Raw genomic sequence first — 14,291 nt, 5'->3', positions numbered from 1 at the left:
GCCGGCCGGCCGTACAGGCTTCCGGCGAGACGGATGCGATGGTGCGGTCACAACGTGCTCGATTCCTTGGCGGTACAGGCTTACAACTCGCGTCCTCTGGACTCGAGCGCCGCGGGGCCGGACGGCAGAGCCGTCGTCACGTCACCTGGGCGGTGACCCGCTCGGGTGTGGCCGTGGTATCGGTGGGAGGTACGGCGGGCTCGACCGCTGCGGACGCCGAACCGGGCTTTGGCGTTCCAGGTGCGGACGCTCCGCGACTCGCGTCGCTCCTCGCACCGGACGCCCCGGTGGCGGGCTTCTTCCGCTTGGCGCGCGTCGCCTTGCGTCCCGCGAGCCATTGCGAGAGGTCGGTGGCCTTCACGTCGGTGAACTCGGCCATCTCGTCGACGTCGATGACGTCTTGGGCGTTGGCGAGGACGTCGCCGAGCTGCCGCTCGATGTCCTGGAGTTGTTCGACGATGTCGGCCCGACGCTGGACGAGTTCGCCGACCTGCCGTGCCGCAGCCGCTCTCCGCGCGCTGCGGGCGGTGTCGGCCTCCTGGATACGGAGCTCGATCTCTTCTGGCGTTGCCATGCCGATATTCCTTGTCGTTGACGCGCCTCACCGGTACGGGCGACGCGGGGGTGGTCAGGGGTCGATCGCGGTCACGCCGCGCTGTGGATGGGCGCTTCCCTGCCCGTGCACCGACAGCGAGCCGATGCCGACCAGCCCAAGCAGCTGCGTCGGCTGCGAGGCGGTCACGGTGACCGTGACGGTGTCGCCGGAGACGGTCACCGTTCCGGTGGCGCCCTCGGCCGCCAGATGCGTCTGGGCGTTCGCGACCGCCTGCGCGGGCACCAGCCTCAGCGCGCCGCTGTCGCGGTAGGCGGTCAGGTCGATGGCCTGTGCTCCGGCGCGGGCGGCGGCCTCGGCCTGGCCGTTGGCCCGCACCTTTGCGGCCAGCGCGAGGCCGCCGTCCAGGGTGAGCCCGGCCAGGGCGAGGATGCCGGTGGTGAGCACGACGACGAACGCGGTCACGCGGCCCTCGTCGGCGCGCCACCAACGGCGGCGGGCCCTCCACCACGCCGCCCATCGGCCCTGCCGGGTCCGGCGTGCGGGGCGGCTCACGTCTCGCTCCCGGTGTTCACCGTCGAGCGCCAGACGTCGACCGGTTCGATCGCGCTGGCCGACAGCCGCTTGCCGCCGGGGACACCGAGGATGAGCGCGTCGCCGAAGTCCACGTCGCAGGACACGGTGACGCTGACCGTGCCGCCGGGTCGCAGACCGCCGGTCGCGGTGGTGACCGTCAGAGAGCGGCACACCACCCCTGCCGAGGACAGAGCGGCGGCCGCGGTGGACTGGGCGGCCGACACCGCAGCGGCAGGAGTGCGTTCGATACTCGCAGCGCGGGCGGCCTGGTGGGCGGCGTCGTCGATGCGGATGCGGGCGTCCACGCCCCGATGGATGACCACGCCGACGAACACCAGCAGCATGATCAGGAACGGGGTGGCGATGGTGACTTCGGCGGCGACGGAGCCGTCGTCGGCGCGCCACCACGCCGACCAGCCGCGTCGGCCGGGCCGTACGCGGCCCGGGTGCCGCCGTGGCGGCCTGATGGCGGTCGTCGGTGTCGGTGGTGTGGTCATGGCGGTCACCCGCCCGTCAGGTCGGGCACGAAGCGTTCGACGGGTCCGGCGGCTTCGGCGTGCACGGGCAGGCTCAGGTACGGGATCACCGGGGTGGCCGTCCCGGAGATGCGCACCGACGCCGAGGCCGCGCCGCGGTCGGTGGCGACCGTGGCGCCGGTGAGCGGGCCGCCCGCCAGCTGGTCGAGGATCTGCTGCGCGGTTGCCGTGCCCGCTGCCGCGGTGCCGTTCTGGGCTCGTGCGGTGGCGAGGCCCTGCGAGGCGGCGGCCTGGGCGATGTGGGTGGCGTGACTCCACAGTGCGAACTGGATGATCGCCAGCAGCATCAGCAACAGCAGCGGGGTGGCGATCACCAGCTCCGCGCCGGCCGAACCACGATCACCCTTCAGCGCCCGCCGGACTCGGACCGTCCACCCGCCACGCACGTACCCTGCGGGCCGAGGTTTCCTGTGGCTCATGGTGATCACATGGTGATTCCGTTGGCCTTGGTGAGGACCTTGGAGACGACGATCGCGATCACCACGAGCGCGGCGGCGACGAGCAGCGCGGTCACCAGAACGGTCTCGGTCGAGTATCCGGCCTCCGGCCGTTGGCGCAGCGCCTCCCACCGTGCTCGCAGCACCGTCCACAATGCCTCCACTTGTGAGAGCATCCGTTCTCCTCTCTTGTCATTCCCGTGAGACTCATGCCCGCAGGAGGCGTCACAGTCCATTGAGGACATGGGTTAATGCGGGAAAGGCGATGAAGACCAGGAACCCGAGGAACAGCAACATCACCGGCAGCGACATGCGCTCGGTGGCGGCCTGGGCGTCGCCTTCGGCTTCGGTGATCTGGTGGGTGCGCAGGGTGGCGGCTTTGGCCGCCAGGCTGGTGCGGACCTTGGCGCCCTCGGTGCCGGCCAGGCTGACCGACGCCGCCAGCTCCGCCAGTTCGGTGACGTCGAGCTCCTCGCCGAGTTGGCGCAGCGTCGCCCACGGGGTCGTCCGGGTCAGGCGGGCGGTGTCCAACGCGCGGCGGATCTGCTCGAAGGCCCACCCGCGGCCGATGTTCACCGAGTCGCCCAGGGCACTGTCGACACCGGCGCCACCGGCCAGGGTGATCCACACCAGGTCCAGGTAGGCCGACAGCGCGTGCCGGAACCCGACGCGTAGCTTCGCCGCGTCGGAGCGGGCTTGCAGGTCCGGCAGGACGAACCCGACCGCGGCGAGCACGAGCCCGGCGATGATCGGGAACTCGAAACCCGGCCCGAGCCCGGCCAGGGTGAGGACCACGGTCAGCAGCACCGGCAGCAACAGCCCGGCGACGGCGAGCGTGGCCTTTTCCGCCAGGTGGGTCGAGGTCGAGCGGCCGATGACCGCCAGGTCGCGCGCCAGGCGCGGACCGGGAAGTCCCAGCGCGCGCAGCGGCGCGACGGCGGGGCGGCCGAGCCGGGCGGCCCAGCCGGTGTCGTCGGTGGCGAGGATCGGCGGCGGGGCGGGTGGCGCGGTGGCGCGGGCCAGGACGGCGCCGAGCGCCGGTCGTGGCGGGAACAGCCAGACCGCCAGCGCCCACAGCCCGATCCCGAGACCGGTGCCCAGCGCGATGTAGGTGATCACGGCGGTTACACCTGCCTTTCGGTGACGAGCACCGCGCGGTCACCGGTGGGTTCGGCGGCTGTGGACAGGAACCGGTCGGGTTGGGCGACGCGGGCGATGCGGGCCAGCCACGCGAACCCCAACGCGAACAGCACCCCGATGCCCAGTAGGACGATCTGCCCGGTCGCGCTGTCGTAGGCGGTCATGTAGTCGCGGTTGAGCAGCACCACGGCGACGGCGAAGGCCAGGGTGGTGCCGACGATGACGCGCACCGAGGTGCGGGTGCGGGCGCGTCCGGCTTCCACGCGCATCCGCATCGAGGCTTGCCCGCGGGCGGCGTCGGCCAGCGAGCCGAGCAGGTCGGCCAGTTGGCGGGTCTGCTGTTCGGCGGCCAGCAGCAGGGCGGCGACGACCAGGTCGCCGACCGGGTCGTCCAGCCGCTCCCCGAGCCTGCGCAGCGCGGGCGCCAGGCGATCTCCGTTCTCGATCCCGGCGGCGAGTTCGCCGACCTCGCCGCGGATCGCCGCCGGCGCCAGCGGCGCCGTGGCGAGGACGGCCTGTTCCAGCCCGGCGGCGGCCGACAGGGTGTCGCGCAGCATCTCCGTCCAGGTCGCGATGGCCTCGATCCGGGCGACCCGGAGGGCGTGCTCGGGGTCGCGGCCCAGCACCCGCGGCAGCGCCCAGCACGCGAGCCCGGCCAGCACGGCGCCGACCACCCACCCGGTCAGCAGGCCGGCCACCACCCCGACGGCCACGGCGAGCGCGAGCCGTAGCGTGCGATGGTCGTCAGCCTGGCCGCCGGCGCGGGTTCGGCGGCGGCGCGGGCGGTGGGGGTCGGTGCCGCGCCAGCCGAGGATCACCAGCAGCAGGCCGAGGCCGGTACCGGCGCCGAGCAGTGCCGCCGCGGCGGTGGTGGGGCTGAGGGTGATGTTCACGGCGTCCACCAGCCCTCGGGGTTTTCCAGCACGCCGGGGTCGAAGCCGACGTCGACCAGGTCGTCGAGGGTGTCGGTGCGCAACGCTCCCGCCACCGGCCGGGCGCGCCGGTCGGGGCCGGGGCGGTAGACCTCGTTGGAGATGACCTGGGGCCCGTCGGCGCCGACGACTTCGCGGATCGAGGACACCACGCGGGTGCGGCGGTCCTCGGCACGGGCCAGGTGCACCACGAAGTGCACCGCCGAGGCGACCAACAGGTTCGTCGCCTCCAGCGGCAGCCGCTCCACGCCCTGGGCGGCGTAGGACGCGAGCCGGGTGAACGCGATCCGGGAGCTGGAGGCGTGCAGGGTGGCCATCGAGCCGTCGTTGCCCTGGCTCATGGCGTTGCACATCGGGATGACCTCGGGCCCGCGGATCTCCCCGACGATCACCCGGTCCGGGCTCATCCGCAGGCCCCAGCGGACCAGTTCGGCCTGGCTGATCGCGCCCTCGCCCTCGACGTTGGGTTCGCGGGCCTGGAACGCGGTCACGTCGGCGTGGATGTCCGGGTCGTGGTCCAGCCCGAGTTCGAAGGCGTCCTCGATGGTGACGATGCGCTCCAGCGGGTCCATCTCCGAGGCCAGCGCCCGCAGCAGCGTGGTCTTGCCCGCCCCGGTGCCGCCGGTGATCAGGACGTTCTTGCGGGCCTTGACCAGCGCCCGCAGGAACCGCTCCAGGCCGGGGTCGAGGGTGCCGCGCCGCCGCAGCTCGGGCAGCGTGACGGTGAGGTAGCCGTGGCGGCGGATCGACAGCGCCGTCACCCCGCCCGCGGTCAGCCCCATCACGGCGAACAGCCGCTCCCCGCCGGGAAGTTGGAGGTTGACCGCCGGGGAGCCTTGGTCGAACCGGCGCTCCTGGCTGCTCGCGCGTGCGGCGAGCAGCCGGACCAGGTCAGTCAACTCCTCGTTCGACCCCGCGATCGGGCCGACCTGGGCGCGGCGGCCGTCGTCGAACTGGACGAAGACCCGGTCGAACCGGTTGGCGTTGATCGTCTCCACGGTCGGGTCGTCCAGCAACGGCTGCAAACCCGCCATGCCGAACAGCTCGTTGACGACCTCGGCCACGACCCGCTGCTCGGCCTCGCGGGACAACAGCTGCCGCCCCGCGGCCAGCTCGTTCTCGGTGTGCACGCGCAGCGCCTCGTCGAGGATGCCGCGGGCCAGCTCACGCCGCGCCTCGCGCGTGGCGGTGGTCCCGGTGCGGTCCTGCTGGTCGGCCACCCGCTGCGGAAGCTCGGCGTTCAACCGCTCCCGCAAGTGTTGCCGCAGCCGGATCGTGGCGGCCGAGAGGTCCACCGCGTCGTCCTCGGCGTCCCATCCCAGCGGCGGCGCGCCCGCACCGTGACCAGGTGCGGCCTGACCGGCAGCATCGAGATCCGGGCCGTCGGGCTGCTGGTGAGGCCGCAGCGGCACGGGCGCCGGGTAGCGGTCGGTCGGGTACGTCATCACGACTGCCCTCCTTGTCGACCGTCGTCCTGGTCGGCGGCGGGCCTGTGCGCGGCGCGGACGCCGTTGGGTGAGACCGCGTCGGGCGGACCTCCGGGCACCGCACGCAGTTCCGGGACCTGGGTGGCCGGCGGAGTGGGTTCGGCTGGTCGCCGGACGGGTGCGGAGGGACTCTCGTGGGCGGCGAGCCGGGTGGCGACCTTGTGCGCGAACCGGCCCAACGCGGAGTGCGCCGGGCCGCTGCGCCCCCAACGCCGCTTGCCCGGCCTCCCGCACAACACCGCCGCGCCGCTCGGGTCGTGCGGTACCCGTCCCAGCGGCGACACGCCGAGTTCGCGGGCGACCTCCGCGGTGGAGTAGCCCTCGCCGACCAGCAGCAGCACCGGGTTCGGGCTCCAGCGGCCGACCGCGGGCAGCCGGCGCGGCAGGTGTGCGAGGTCGTCGGCGTGCGCACGCGACAGCAGCACCACGACATCGGAGGAGCGCACGATCGACAGCGCCGGCGAACCGGGATCCACCCGCCCGCAGTCGACGACCACCACGGTTCCCGGTTGATTCCCCGCCGCGCGCAGGACCCCGAGCCCGCCGGCGGGGTCGGGTGCCAGCGCGGCCAGCGCCGCGCGGGCCTGGTCCGCGTCCGGCGGGGCCGCGATCACCGGCAGCCCACCGGGCAGTTGCCGGGTGTGCTGCCACACCAGGTCGGCATCGCCGCCACGGCGCGCGGCGGCGGCCAGGCTCACCAGGCCCGGCGTCGACGGCAGGGAGAACCGCAAGGCCAGGTCGCCGCCGGACGGGTCGGCTTCGACGACAAGGGTGCGGGCCGGTGCCGGCCAGCGGGCCGCCAGCGCCACGGCGAACGTGGTCGCGCCCGGCGAGCCCTTCAGGGACAGGACCGAGACCAACATCAGCGGCCTCCCGTGGAGAGCATCACGATCGACAACTGCCCGGCCGGCACCGCGGCGACCTGGCGGGCGGCGGACTCGGCGAGCTGCACCGAGACCACGGTGGTCTGCTCGTTCGGCGGGACGATCACGCTGGTCACCACGGCGGGCCACACCGTTCCGCCATCGGAGGGTGGGCTGCTCACCGTGCCCGCCTGACCGGGTACGAAGACCACCGAGACGCGCGTTCCCGGGGCGACCTCGGGCGGGAACTGACCGGCCTTGAGCGCGAGTGCGGCGATCGCCTGCCCGTCCGCCGGCACGGCGGCGCCACCGACGGAGTTCGGGGTGATCAGTGCCCCGGCCGACAGGCTCGTGGCCATCGGCCTGCCCACCACGGTGGCCGCCTGGTCCGCACCCACCACCGCGACGCCGGGATCGACCGCGACGTTGACCTGCCGCAGGTCCTGCGCGGTCAACACCTGGCCCACCGACACGTCCCGGGCCAGCGCGAGGACCGCCTGCCGATCACCTGAGTTCAGCGAGATCAGCACGAACCCGCCCACACACGCCAGCACGAGCAGCACCCCGAGCAGCAGGTACGGGACGCTGCGACGACGACCCGCGGTGCGCAGCCGCGAGGCGGGCGGCTTCCTGCCGTCGCTGATCCACGGGCCGTCGGCCCTGCCGGCGGGTCGGTCGGTGTCCGCCCGGATCGTGGTGTTGGTGCTCACGCCGGTACCTCCAGAAGGCATGGGGGTAGTGCGCCGCGTCGCCGAAGGGTGTCCAGCGAGCGGAACAGGTGATTTCGCTGTTGGCTATGAAGAGATCGGAACCGTTGGGGACCGGGTGTCGGTCAGCCGCCACCGTTGTTGAGCGCCTGGGACTCCGCCACGCGGAAGGTCGCGTCGCCCGTCGTGGTCATGTCCGGGAACGTCCCGCCCTGCCCCGCGCCGGACCAGGTGACCGTCCAGTGCACGGTCGCCGTCACCGGGTACGCCTGCCCCGGCTGACTCGCCGAGGAACGGCGGTAGACGTGGCCGCAGTCCGGCGAGGGTGCCTTGGGGTCGGTGCCCGCCTTGTACGGGGTTCCGGCGCCGGTGCAGGTGACGGTGGAGCCGTCGCCCATCGACCAGGTCACCGACGTCGGCGTCGCGACCGCCGTCACCGAGACACCGGGTACCGAGGCCGTGGCCGAGACCGGGCCCCAGCCACCGGACAACCACATCCAGGTCGGCAGGTTCACCAACTGGTCACCGGCCGGGTTCGCCGCGATCGTCGGCGAGGGCAACCGAAGCTGCTTACGCGCCATCTGCGCCAGCTCGGCGGGCGAGGGCAACAGGGCCGCGCCCGGCTGCTGCCCGTCGGGAATCCACACCGGCGGCCGGTAGAGCCCGTCCGTGACGCCATCGGTGGTGCATTTCCACACGTACCACGCGCCGGGCCCCTGACCGGGCTGCGCTGCCTGCGCGCGAACCACTGCCGGGCGGAACACCGCAGCGTGCACAACCCCGCCGGTCGCGGTGGGCGGTTTGTAGGCGGCGGTGACCACGCCGCCGGCCGGTGGCTGGTAGTCGCTCTTCACATACGAGCAACTCGCGAGATTCGAGTCACCGCCTATGATCGTGTCTCCGGGGTTGCTGGGCTTCCCGCTGCTGGGGTCGTTGCCGGTACCGGGGTAGTTCGGATTGTTGCCTTGCCCGGGGTTCCCGCCGGGCCGTCCGTTGTTGCCGTTGTTGCCCGCTCCCAGCTCACACGCCGGTGTGGGAACTTGGCTGCAATTCGTGTTTCCCCAGCCGCCGTCCGCCAGGGCGGGAGCTGCGAGACCGAGCAGGCTTGCAGCGACGATCCCGGTGATGGTTGCGAAGCGTCGCATGGTCAACACGTCCCCACGTCGTGTACGCCGAAGTCCGACACCTTCCACGAGCCGTCGGACTGCTTCTCAACGATGGCGTTGATCGCTTGACGGCCTCCCGGCTCGTTGTCGGCGAGTTGCCCGTTGTCGGCGCGGTACTTCAACCAGTTCGTCGAGTCACCGCAGTCGGAAACAATGATCTTTTTAGGGTCGCCGGCGGGTTCCACAGAGGACACGGTGGGGTTCAACACCGGATCGCCCTTGGTGACCAGGCCGTTGTAGTGATCGGCGTACAGGCCGCGCGACAGGTTCGTCAGCGCGACGCCTGTCGCGTGCTGCCCCAGCTTCGGTGACTGCCAGTCCGATGTCCGCCCGGACTCGACGAAGTCCTGCCACATCCCTCGGTACGCGGTCAAGGCGTCGTTCTTGGCCTTGTCTTCGGCGGACAGTGGGGTGCTCGGGCTCGACGCCGCTGGAGGCGCAGCAGCGGGACTCGATGTCCCGGAAGGCGGGCTCGCCGAGTTGCCCGAGCTACAGGCCGCGAGCACTGCAAGGCTCACCGCGCCCACGAGTGCGCGACCACCCCAGGAGCGAAACGTCCCCCCTGCCACAGGTGCACCCCCCGACTTCCGTAACGATCGTCTCTTGTGTCTGGTGATACTGACCACGTCTACACCACGGCCCCCCACCGACTGCAAAGTCGGTAAGCACTGACTTTGAAGTCGGTATGGCAATCTCTGACCAAGATTCACTCTTTTGGATCATTCACGTCACTCTGCGAGTTCAACAGGGGTATCAGTTGAACCAAAGTTCGCGACACTTTGGGCGGCAACTCGTGTTGATATTGCTACAAACAGTGATGTGCGGTGCGGTCAGTTGACGCCCGGTGTGTTGATCATTTGTTGGACGGCAGTGGGCGCAGCCGTCGGTGGGGTGCTGGCCCTCTGGACTCGAAGACTGCTCCGAGCCACGCCGTTCGGTCCGCGAGCATGGGTCGCGTCCTCGGCCCTCACGGCGATCTTGTTTGCTGTGCTGGCGTGGCGTCTTGGAACCGGCTTCGATCTCTTGGCCTACAGCTACCTGGCCGCCGTGGCAGTGCCGCTCGCGATAGTCGACCTCGCCGAGCAGCGTCTGCCGAGCAAGGTGGTTCTCCCCAGCTACCTCGTGCTCGGTGGAGTCTTCGCCACCGAGACCGCCCTGAACTCGAGCTACGCCGACTTGCTACGGGCGTTGGCCGGGATGGTCGTGCTCGCCGCGGCCTACCTTGTGCTCGCCCTTGCGCTCGGCGGGCTCGGTGCCGGCGATGTGAAGCTCGCCGGTCTGCTTGGCCTTGCCCTTGCGTGGCTGAGTTGGGGGGCGGTGCTGACAGGAACGTTCGTTGGGTGGCTGCTCGCTGCGGTCGCGCGCGTCGTGTTGAGACTGGTCTGGCGAGTCGAGCGTCATGCGCCGATGCCGCTTGGTCCTTACCTAGCGCTCGGCGCCCTGGTGACCGTGGCCGTGGGACCGCCGGGCTGACTACGCGAAGCTCTGGCCTCGCGGCCGACACGGACGAGTCGGTTACTCGGAATAATCCATAGTTCCCGTGGCGAGGGCGTCGTATGCCCGGGTCAGGCGTTGGGCCATGTCGGGACGCAGCCTGGCTCTGGCTTCGACGAGTTCGACGAAGGCGAACTCACTGATCTCGGGATCGCTGATCTGGATGGCGGCAGCTTGCTCAGGCCGCAGTGTTCCTCCGTCGAAGATGAAGACCAGCTGGTCATCCCACGGCCCGTGAGGACCGACCCAGTCCAGGACGAGGATGCGACCGGCAGCCACGGCAAGACCGAGTTCTTCGGCCAACTCCCGCTCGCTGGCCTTCCGAGGTGGCTCGTTGCTCTCGGCCATGCCTCCGGGCAGGTCCCAGTCCTCTTTGTAGGTTGGATTCACCAGCAGGATCCGGCCTGCCTCGTCGCGAATGAGCAGGTCGGCCGCTACCCGTTTACGGGCTTGTTTCGCGTTGCCCTCGGCAAGATATGCGTATCGCTCTTCGTCATCGGTCACACCGGCCACGAGGCAACCTCACCATTCCGGTCACCTGAGATCGAGGAGAGGCCAGCGAGCGACGCGAGGAACGTCGCCACCTCTGGCGACTTCGGCGCAAGGCTGAGAACGCCACCAAGGGCGCGAAGTTGATGCACGACACGGGCAGAGTTCAACGAGGTGATAGTGCTGCACGCTTCGTGGCCTATCGCTGCCGCCTCATCGGTCCGTCCGGCGTGGACCAGGACGTTGGCGAGTGTCAGTTGGGCGAAAGTGCGACTCCGGACACGGTCACCCGAGCGGAGGCGGATGACTTCGCGAGCGCGGCGTTCGGCTTCACCGAGTTCGGTCAACTGGAGGAAGCACAGAGCCGCCTCGCTCGCGAGCGACGCCTCGTCGAAGGCCGCGATCCACTTCGCGGGTTCCTCTCCCGCGGCATGACCCAACGTTCGCTCGGCGTCTTCCAGTGCTCGCGCGCATCCGACACGATCGCCGACCAGTGCGAGGCCGCGTGCACGCATGGAGTGCAGTCGTGCGACAAGTCTGGTGGTGCCCTGAGCATGGTCGGCCTGGTCGAGACCTTGTGCCGCGATGCGCAGCGCGTCTCGCGGTTGGCGCAGTTCGATCGCCAAATGAGCCATCGACGCGCAGGCGTTGGCTGCCAACGCACGATCATCTCCGGCCACGGCAAGTCTGAAGGCGCGGTCGAAGTACTGACGAGCAGGACCGTCCTCGCCGCTGTCGTGTGCCATCCATCCGGCGATTTCGGTGACAGAGGCGGCGGCGGCGAACAACCGGGGAACCGAGACTCCGCCCGATGGGGAGAGCAATTGTGGCGCGACTTCTGCCGTGAGGTAATGCGCGATTGACGGATAGAGTGCGCCTCCACCCATTCTGCGATCTGCGACCTGGAACTCCTGGGTCGTCGCGTGAATGCTCTCAACGACATCCGACCCGGCGAGGGAATTCGGCCTTAAAGAACTGCCGAGAGCGGAGGGGGCCGACCTCGCACTGTTGGCCTGGGTCTGGCTGAGCAGCTCGGCGAGCCCGTCCGGTGTGACCTGTAGCGCCTTCGCCAAGTCGGGCCGGTTCCACGGTTGCGGTGCCTGGACGCCGCGTTCCCATCGGGCAACCGTCGAGCGCTCGACGCCGAGTCGCTGGGCAAGCGTCTCTTGAGTGAATCCCAGAGCCGTACGACGGTCCGCGAGGCTTTGTCGTCGCGTTGCCATGTCGTCTCCGTCCGCGCCGGTCGCGTCCTGATGGTCCCGTCGCTGTTTGCCCAGGTCAACCGTAGCTCGCGACGGGTCCGACCCGTCAACCCTAGAGGATCTTCCCGACAGGCGGACCTGGGCACGCAATCAGTGGTTCTTGGTGCCCGAGGTGTCGTTGACGTTCGGGGGCGATTACCACAACCCACTCCAACGTGCCCCGCCTTTTAGCGGCGAATACCCACGGTGGCCCAAGTTTCACCCATTCGGCACACCCTCCCCCGAATCGGCATTTCCGCAGGTCACGATAGTTGCCGCCCCCTGGACGCCCCATCGCCGCCGCGTGGTCGCTCTGGTTCATTCCGCGCGCCGGACGTTTAGCTGCGTTGGCGGGTTTTACAGCGGCTCTACCAGCGCCGTTGCCGCCGGAACGCCGATCGCTCGCCCGGTTTCGACCGACGAGCGAACAACACGCTCGACGCTATGAGGAGTAGCAGAAGTTCGGAACAAAAGTAAATCGGGACTCGCTGACTATCGGAGTAGATGATGACGCTCTCCCAGCGATTCGCGAAGCCTACGGTTTCGCGATGCCCACAAACAAAGCTCGCTGTGCCGCGTTTCCTCGTGCAGCCGGTGTGGGTACGGAGTTGGACCACCGCACGAGGCGGTGACGCACGATGAACGACCGCGGACCTTGGGCGGTGACGTGCCGCGATGTCGCCGGCCGCCCTCGAAGTCTGAAGGTGCTCGTGCGCGGCTCGGAGGTCGTGGTGGTGGCGCCCCCAGGTGAGGCCGCCGCCCTCGACGCTGCTGAGGCCGAGCAGTTCCGCTCCGTCTTCGCCACGGCCACGAAGGTGGCCGCCACGCCCGCGCCAGGTGGATCTGGCCCCTCCGAGGAGACCGGCACGACGAGCACGGTGCAGCAGTACGGCGACGGCCGTCCCCCAGCCGTCGCGGGGCGCCCTGCCGCACCGCCATGTCGCGGCGGAACCACGACCCCGATACCTGGTTCCGCCGCGATCCCCGCCCGGCGAGGTGGGTACGCATGATCCCGCTGGCCCCGGTGATCACCGCGATCGCCGCCGTGGTGTTCGTGAGCTGCCTGCTATACCGCGCCTTCCGGCGACGGCGTCCCAGCGCGCCTCGTGTTGGCAGGCACTGCCGTGCCGAGTCTCGTGTCGGCAGGCATTGGCGGAAACCGGATCAACCTCCCTCACCGGTATTGCGGCATGCGCTGAAGACGGTCGGCACGCACGGCTTGGGCTTCATCCGAGAAAGCGAAGCCGCATGAGGCGGGTCGGAGTCCTGTCCACCCCAGCGTCTCCGGTTCCCGTCTGACGGCGTGTTCGGAGCGCTGCCTGGAGTTGTCTGATTCGGATTCTCTTGCGCCGGCCGTTGGTTCGGCGCATCCGGCGCGGCGTCGAGTGCCGCGCCCCTCGATCACGGCGGGGCCGGAGCTTTCCTGCGGGACTTCGGCTCCGCCGAACCAACCCCTCCCTCGCGAAGGAGCACGTCCATGACCACGGCCACCGCAACGGAAATCGAGCAGGGCGCGCCGGTCGACGCCAGCGCGCTGTCGCAGTACTACACCGACCTGCTGAGCTGGCCGACCACGATCGACCCGTCGACGGGCGAGGTCCGGCTGCGTCTGGGCGACACGGTGGACGCGCTGATCATGCGGGCCGGGTTCGGCGGTGAGGTCAACCACCAGCTCGTCCGGTCGATGCTGAGCGCGCCGATCATCGTCGTGCCCGGCAAACCGGACGACTGGATCTTCCTCACCCAGCCGCGCACCACGATGCGCGAATCCACCATCGCCGATCTGGTCTCCTTGCAGGTCGGGTGGAAGGAGGTCGGGTCCACGATTGTGTTGCCTGCCTTCGGATCCGCCGAGGACGAGCTGCGGTGGTTGGCGCAGCCCAAGGCCGACCTGGAGCTGCCGCCGTGGGGTGCCGTCGTCGGTGCCGTCCGCCGCACCGCCTCCTCGCGGGCGTGGTGATCATGTCGATCGACCAGGCCGAGCACCGGCACCCCGAGCACACGGTCGTGATCGCCTCCGGCGGACTGGACTCCACCGTGCTGGCCTACTGGCTCGCCGCGCGGCACAGCCGCCTGACCCTGCTGTCGTTCGACTACGGACAACGTCACCGCGTCGAACTCCGCCACGCCGCCGAGATCGCGCGGCTGCTCCACAGCCGACACGAGATCATCGATCTGACCAGCCTCGGCGCACTGATGACGGGCTCCGCGCTGACGGACGCCTCGGTGGCCGTGCCGAACGGGCACTACACCGACGAGTCGATGGTCGTCACCGTGGTGCCCAACCGCAACGCGGTCATGCTCGACATCGCCGTCTCGGTCGCGATCGCGGCGCGTGCCGACGCGGTGGCCTTCGGCGCGCACGCCGGGGACCACAGCGTGTACCCAGATTGCCGGCCGGAGTTCGTCGAGCGGTTCGCCCGCAGCGTCCACGCGGCCAACGACGGCCTGCTGGTGCCCGAGTTCCAGGTGCTCGCCCCGTTCCTATCACTGAGCAAGACCGACATCGTGCGGCTCGGCATCGCGCTGGAGGTGCCGTTCGCGCGGACGTGGTCGTGCTATCGGGGCCAGGAGGTGCACTGCGGGACATGCGGCACCTGTGTCGAGCGCCGGGAAGCGTTCCGCGACAACGACATTGACGACCCCACCGTGTACCGGGCTGCGTAAGGG

At 70.3% G+C, this 14,291-nt stretch carries 18 protein-coding genes; 4 read left to right on the top strand and 14 right to left on the bottom strand.

Translation table 11 applies throughout. The annotated features are described in order from the left end of the window. Positions 1 to 136: 136 nt before the first annotated feature. From FM051_RS35385 to FM051_RS35330, 12 genes are all read right to left on the bottom strand, one after another. Entirely contained in the window at positions 137 to 574 is a 438-nt protein-coding gene (locus FM051_RS35385) for a hypothetical protein (protein ID WP_158851181.1), read from the bottom strand. Between the two features lie 54 nt (positions 575 to 628). Next, positions 629 to 1,018, bottom strand: coding sequence for a hypothetical protein (locus tag FM051_RS35380; RefSeq protein ID WP_158851230.1), 390 nt, complete (start codon positions 1,016 to 1,018; stop codon positions 629 to 631). Between the two features lie 86 nt (positions 1,019 to 1,104). Further along, a complete protein-coding gene (locus FM051_RS35375; RefSeq protein WP_238412893.1) occupies positions 1,105 to 1,626 on the bottom strand; it encodes a TadE/TadG family type IV pilus assembly protein in 522 nt (173 codons plus the stop codon). A 5-nt stretch (positions 1,627 to 1,631) separates the two neighbouring features. Next, the gene (locus FM051_RS35370; RefSeq protein WP_158851179.1) at positions 1,632 to 2,084 is read right to left on the bottom strand and encodes a TadE/TadG family type IV pilus assembly protein; all 453 of its coding nucleotides are present in this window, start codon (positions 2,082 to 2,084) and stop codon (positions 1,632 to 1,634) included. A 5-nt stretch (positions 2,085 to 2,089) separates the two neighbouring features. Continuing rightward, entirely contained in the window at positions 2,090 to 2,278 is a 189-nt protein-coding gene (locus tag FM051_RS35365; protein ID WP_158851177.1) for a hypothetical protein, read from the bottom strand. 49 nt (positions 2,279 to 2,327) lie between these two features. Continuing rightward, the gene (locus tag FM051_RS35360; protein WP_158851175.1) at positions 2,328 to 3,221 is read right to left on the bottom strand and encodes a type II secretion system F family protein; all 894 of its coding nucleotides are present in this window, start codon (positions 3,219 to 3,221) and stop codon (positions 2,328 to 2,330) included. 5 nt (positions 3,222 to 3,226) lie between these two features. Then, positions 3,227 to 4,144 (bottom strand): type II secretion system F family protein, encoded by a 918-nt coding sequence (locus FM051_RS35355; RefSeq protein ID WP_158851173.1) that lies wholly within the window; start codon positions 4,142 to 4,144, stop codon positions 3,227 to 3,229. Then, positions 4,132 to 5,619 carry a TadA family conjugal transfer-associated ATPase gene (locus FM051_RS35350; protein ID WP_158851171.1) on the bottom strand — a complete coding sequence of 496 codons (1,488 nt, stop codon included), beginning with the start codon at positions 5,617 to 5,619 and terminating at the stop codon, positions 4,132 to 4,134. The genes FM051_RS35355 and FM051_RS35350 overlap by 13 nt, the downstream gene beginning before the upstream one ends. Beyond that, positions 5,619 to 6,524, bottom strand: coding sequence for a CpaE/TadZ family protein (locus tag FM051_RS35345; protein WP_158851169.1), 906 nt, complete (start codon positions 6,522 to 6,524; stop codon positions 5,619 to 5,621). The genes FM051_RS35350 and FM051_RS35345 overlap by 1 nt, the downstream gene beginning before the upstream one ends. Continuing rightward, complete coding sequence (locus FM051_RS35340) at positions 6,524 to 7,234, bottom strand: SAF domain-containing protein (RefSeq protein WP_158851166.1); 711 nt, start codon at positions 7,232 to 7,234, stop codon at positions 6,524 to 6,526. Before FM051_RS35340 ends, FM051_RS35345 begins: the two co-directional genes overlap by 1 nt. 122 nt (positions 7,235 to 7,356) lie before the next feature. Then, entirely contained in the window at positions 7,357 to 8,085 is a 729-nt protein-coding gene (locus tag FM051_RS35335) for a hypothetical protein (RefSeq protein ID WP_238412892.1), read from the bottom strand. Positions 8,086 to 8,378: 293 nt separating this feature from the next. Next, the gene (locus tag FM051_RS35330; RefSeq protein WP_238412891.1) at positions 8,379 to 8,924 is read right to left on the bottom strand and encodes a hypothetical protein; all 546 of its coding nucleotides are present in this window, start codon (positions 8,922 to 8,924) and stop codon (positions 8,379 to 8,381) included. A gap of 460 nt (positions 8,925 to 9,384) precedes the next feature. Here FM051_RS35330 and FM051_RS35325 point away from each other — a divergent pair, with 460 nt between their 5' ends. Beyond that, on the top strand, positions 9,385 to 9,870 hold the full coding sequence (locus tag FM051_RS35325; RefSeq protein ID WP_238412890.1) for a prepilin peptidase: 486 nt from the start codon (positions 9,385 to 9,387) through the stop codon (positions 9,868 to 9,870). Positions 9,871 to 9,912: 42 nt separating this feature from the next. Here the strand turns inward: FM051_RS35325 and FM051_RS35320 are convergent, their stop codons facing one another. Beyond that, a complete protein-coding gene (locus FM051_RS35320; protein ID WP_158851162.1) occupies positions 9,913 to 10,404 on the bottom strand; it encodes an NUDIX domain-containing protein in 492 nt (163 codons plus the stop codon). Then, positions 10,392 to 11,603: a helix-turn-helix domain-containing protein gene (locus FM051_RS35315; protein WP_158851160.1), complete on the bottom strand. Its 1,212-nt coding sequence runs from the start codon at positions 11,601 to 11,603 to the stop codon at positions 10,392 to 10,394. Before FM051_RS35315 ends, FM051_RS35320 begins: the two co-directional genes overlap by 13 nt. Before the next feature lie 1,024 nt (positions 11,604 to 12,627). Between FM051_RS35315 and FM051_RS35310 the strand changes: the two genes are divergently transcribed. The 3 genes from FM051_RS35310 (at position 12,628) to queC (ending at position 14,288) form a co-directional block, all read left to right on the top strand. Further along, on the top strand, positions 12,628 to 12,873 hold the full coding sequence (locus FM051_RS35310; protein ID WP_158851158.1) for a hypothetical protein: 246 nt from the start codon (positions 12,628 to 12,630) through the stop codon (positions 12,871 to 12,873). 225 nt (positions 12,874 to 13,098) lie between these two features. Then, positions 13,099 to 13,581, top strand: a complete 483-nt coding sequence (locus tag FM051_RS35305) for a hypothetical protein (protein WP_158851156.1) — start codon at positions 13,099 to 13,101, stop codon at positions 13,579 to 13,581. Positions 13,582 to 13,583: 2 nt separating this feature from the next. After that, the gene (gene queC, locus FM051_RS35300; RefSeq protein WP_158851154.1) at positions 13,584 to 14,288 is read left to right on the top strand and encodes a 7-cyano-7-deazaguanine synthase QueC; all 705 of its coding nucleotides are present in this window, start codon (positions 13,584 to 13,586) and stop codon (positions 14,286 to 14,288) included. The last annotated feature ends 3 nt before the right edge of the window (positions 14,289 to 14,291 follow it).

Origin of the sequence: Saccharothrix deserti, from assembly GCF_009769385.1 — a bacterium.
Lineage (GTDB): Bacteria > Actinomycetota > Actinomycetes > Mycobacteriales > Pseudonocardiaceae > Actinosynnema > Actinosynnema deserti.
This window is presented reverse-complemented; position numbering and strand designations above follow the sequence as displayed.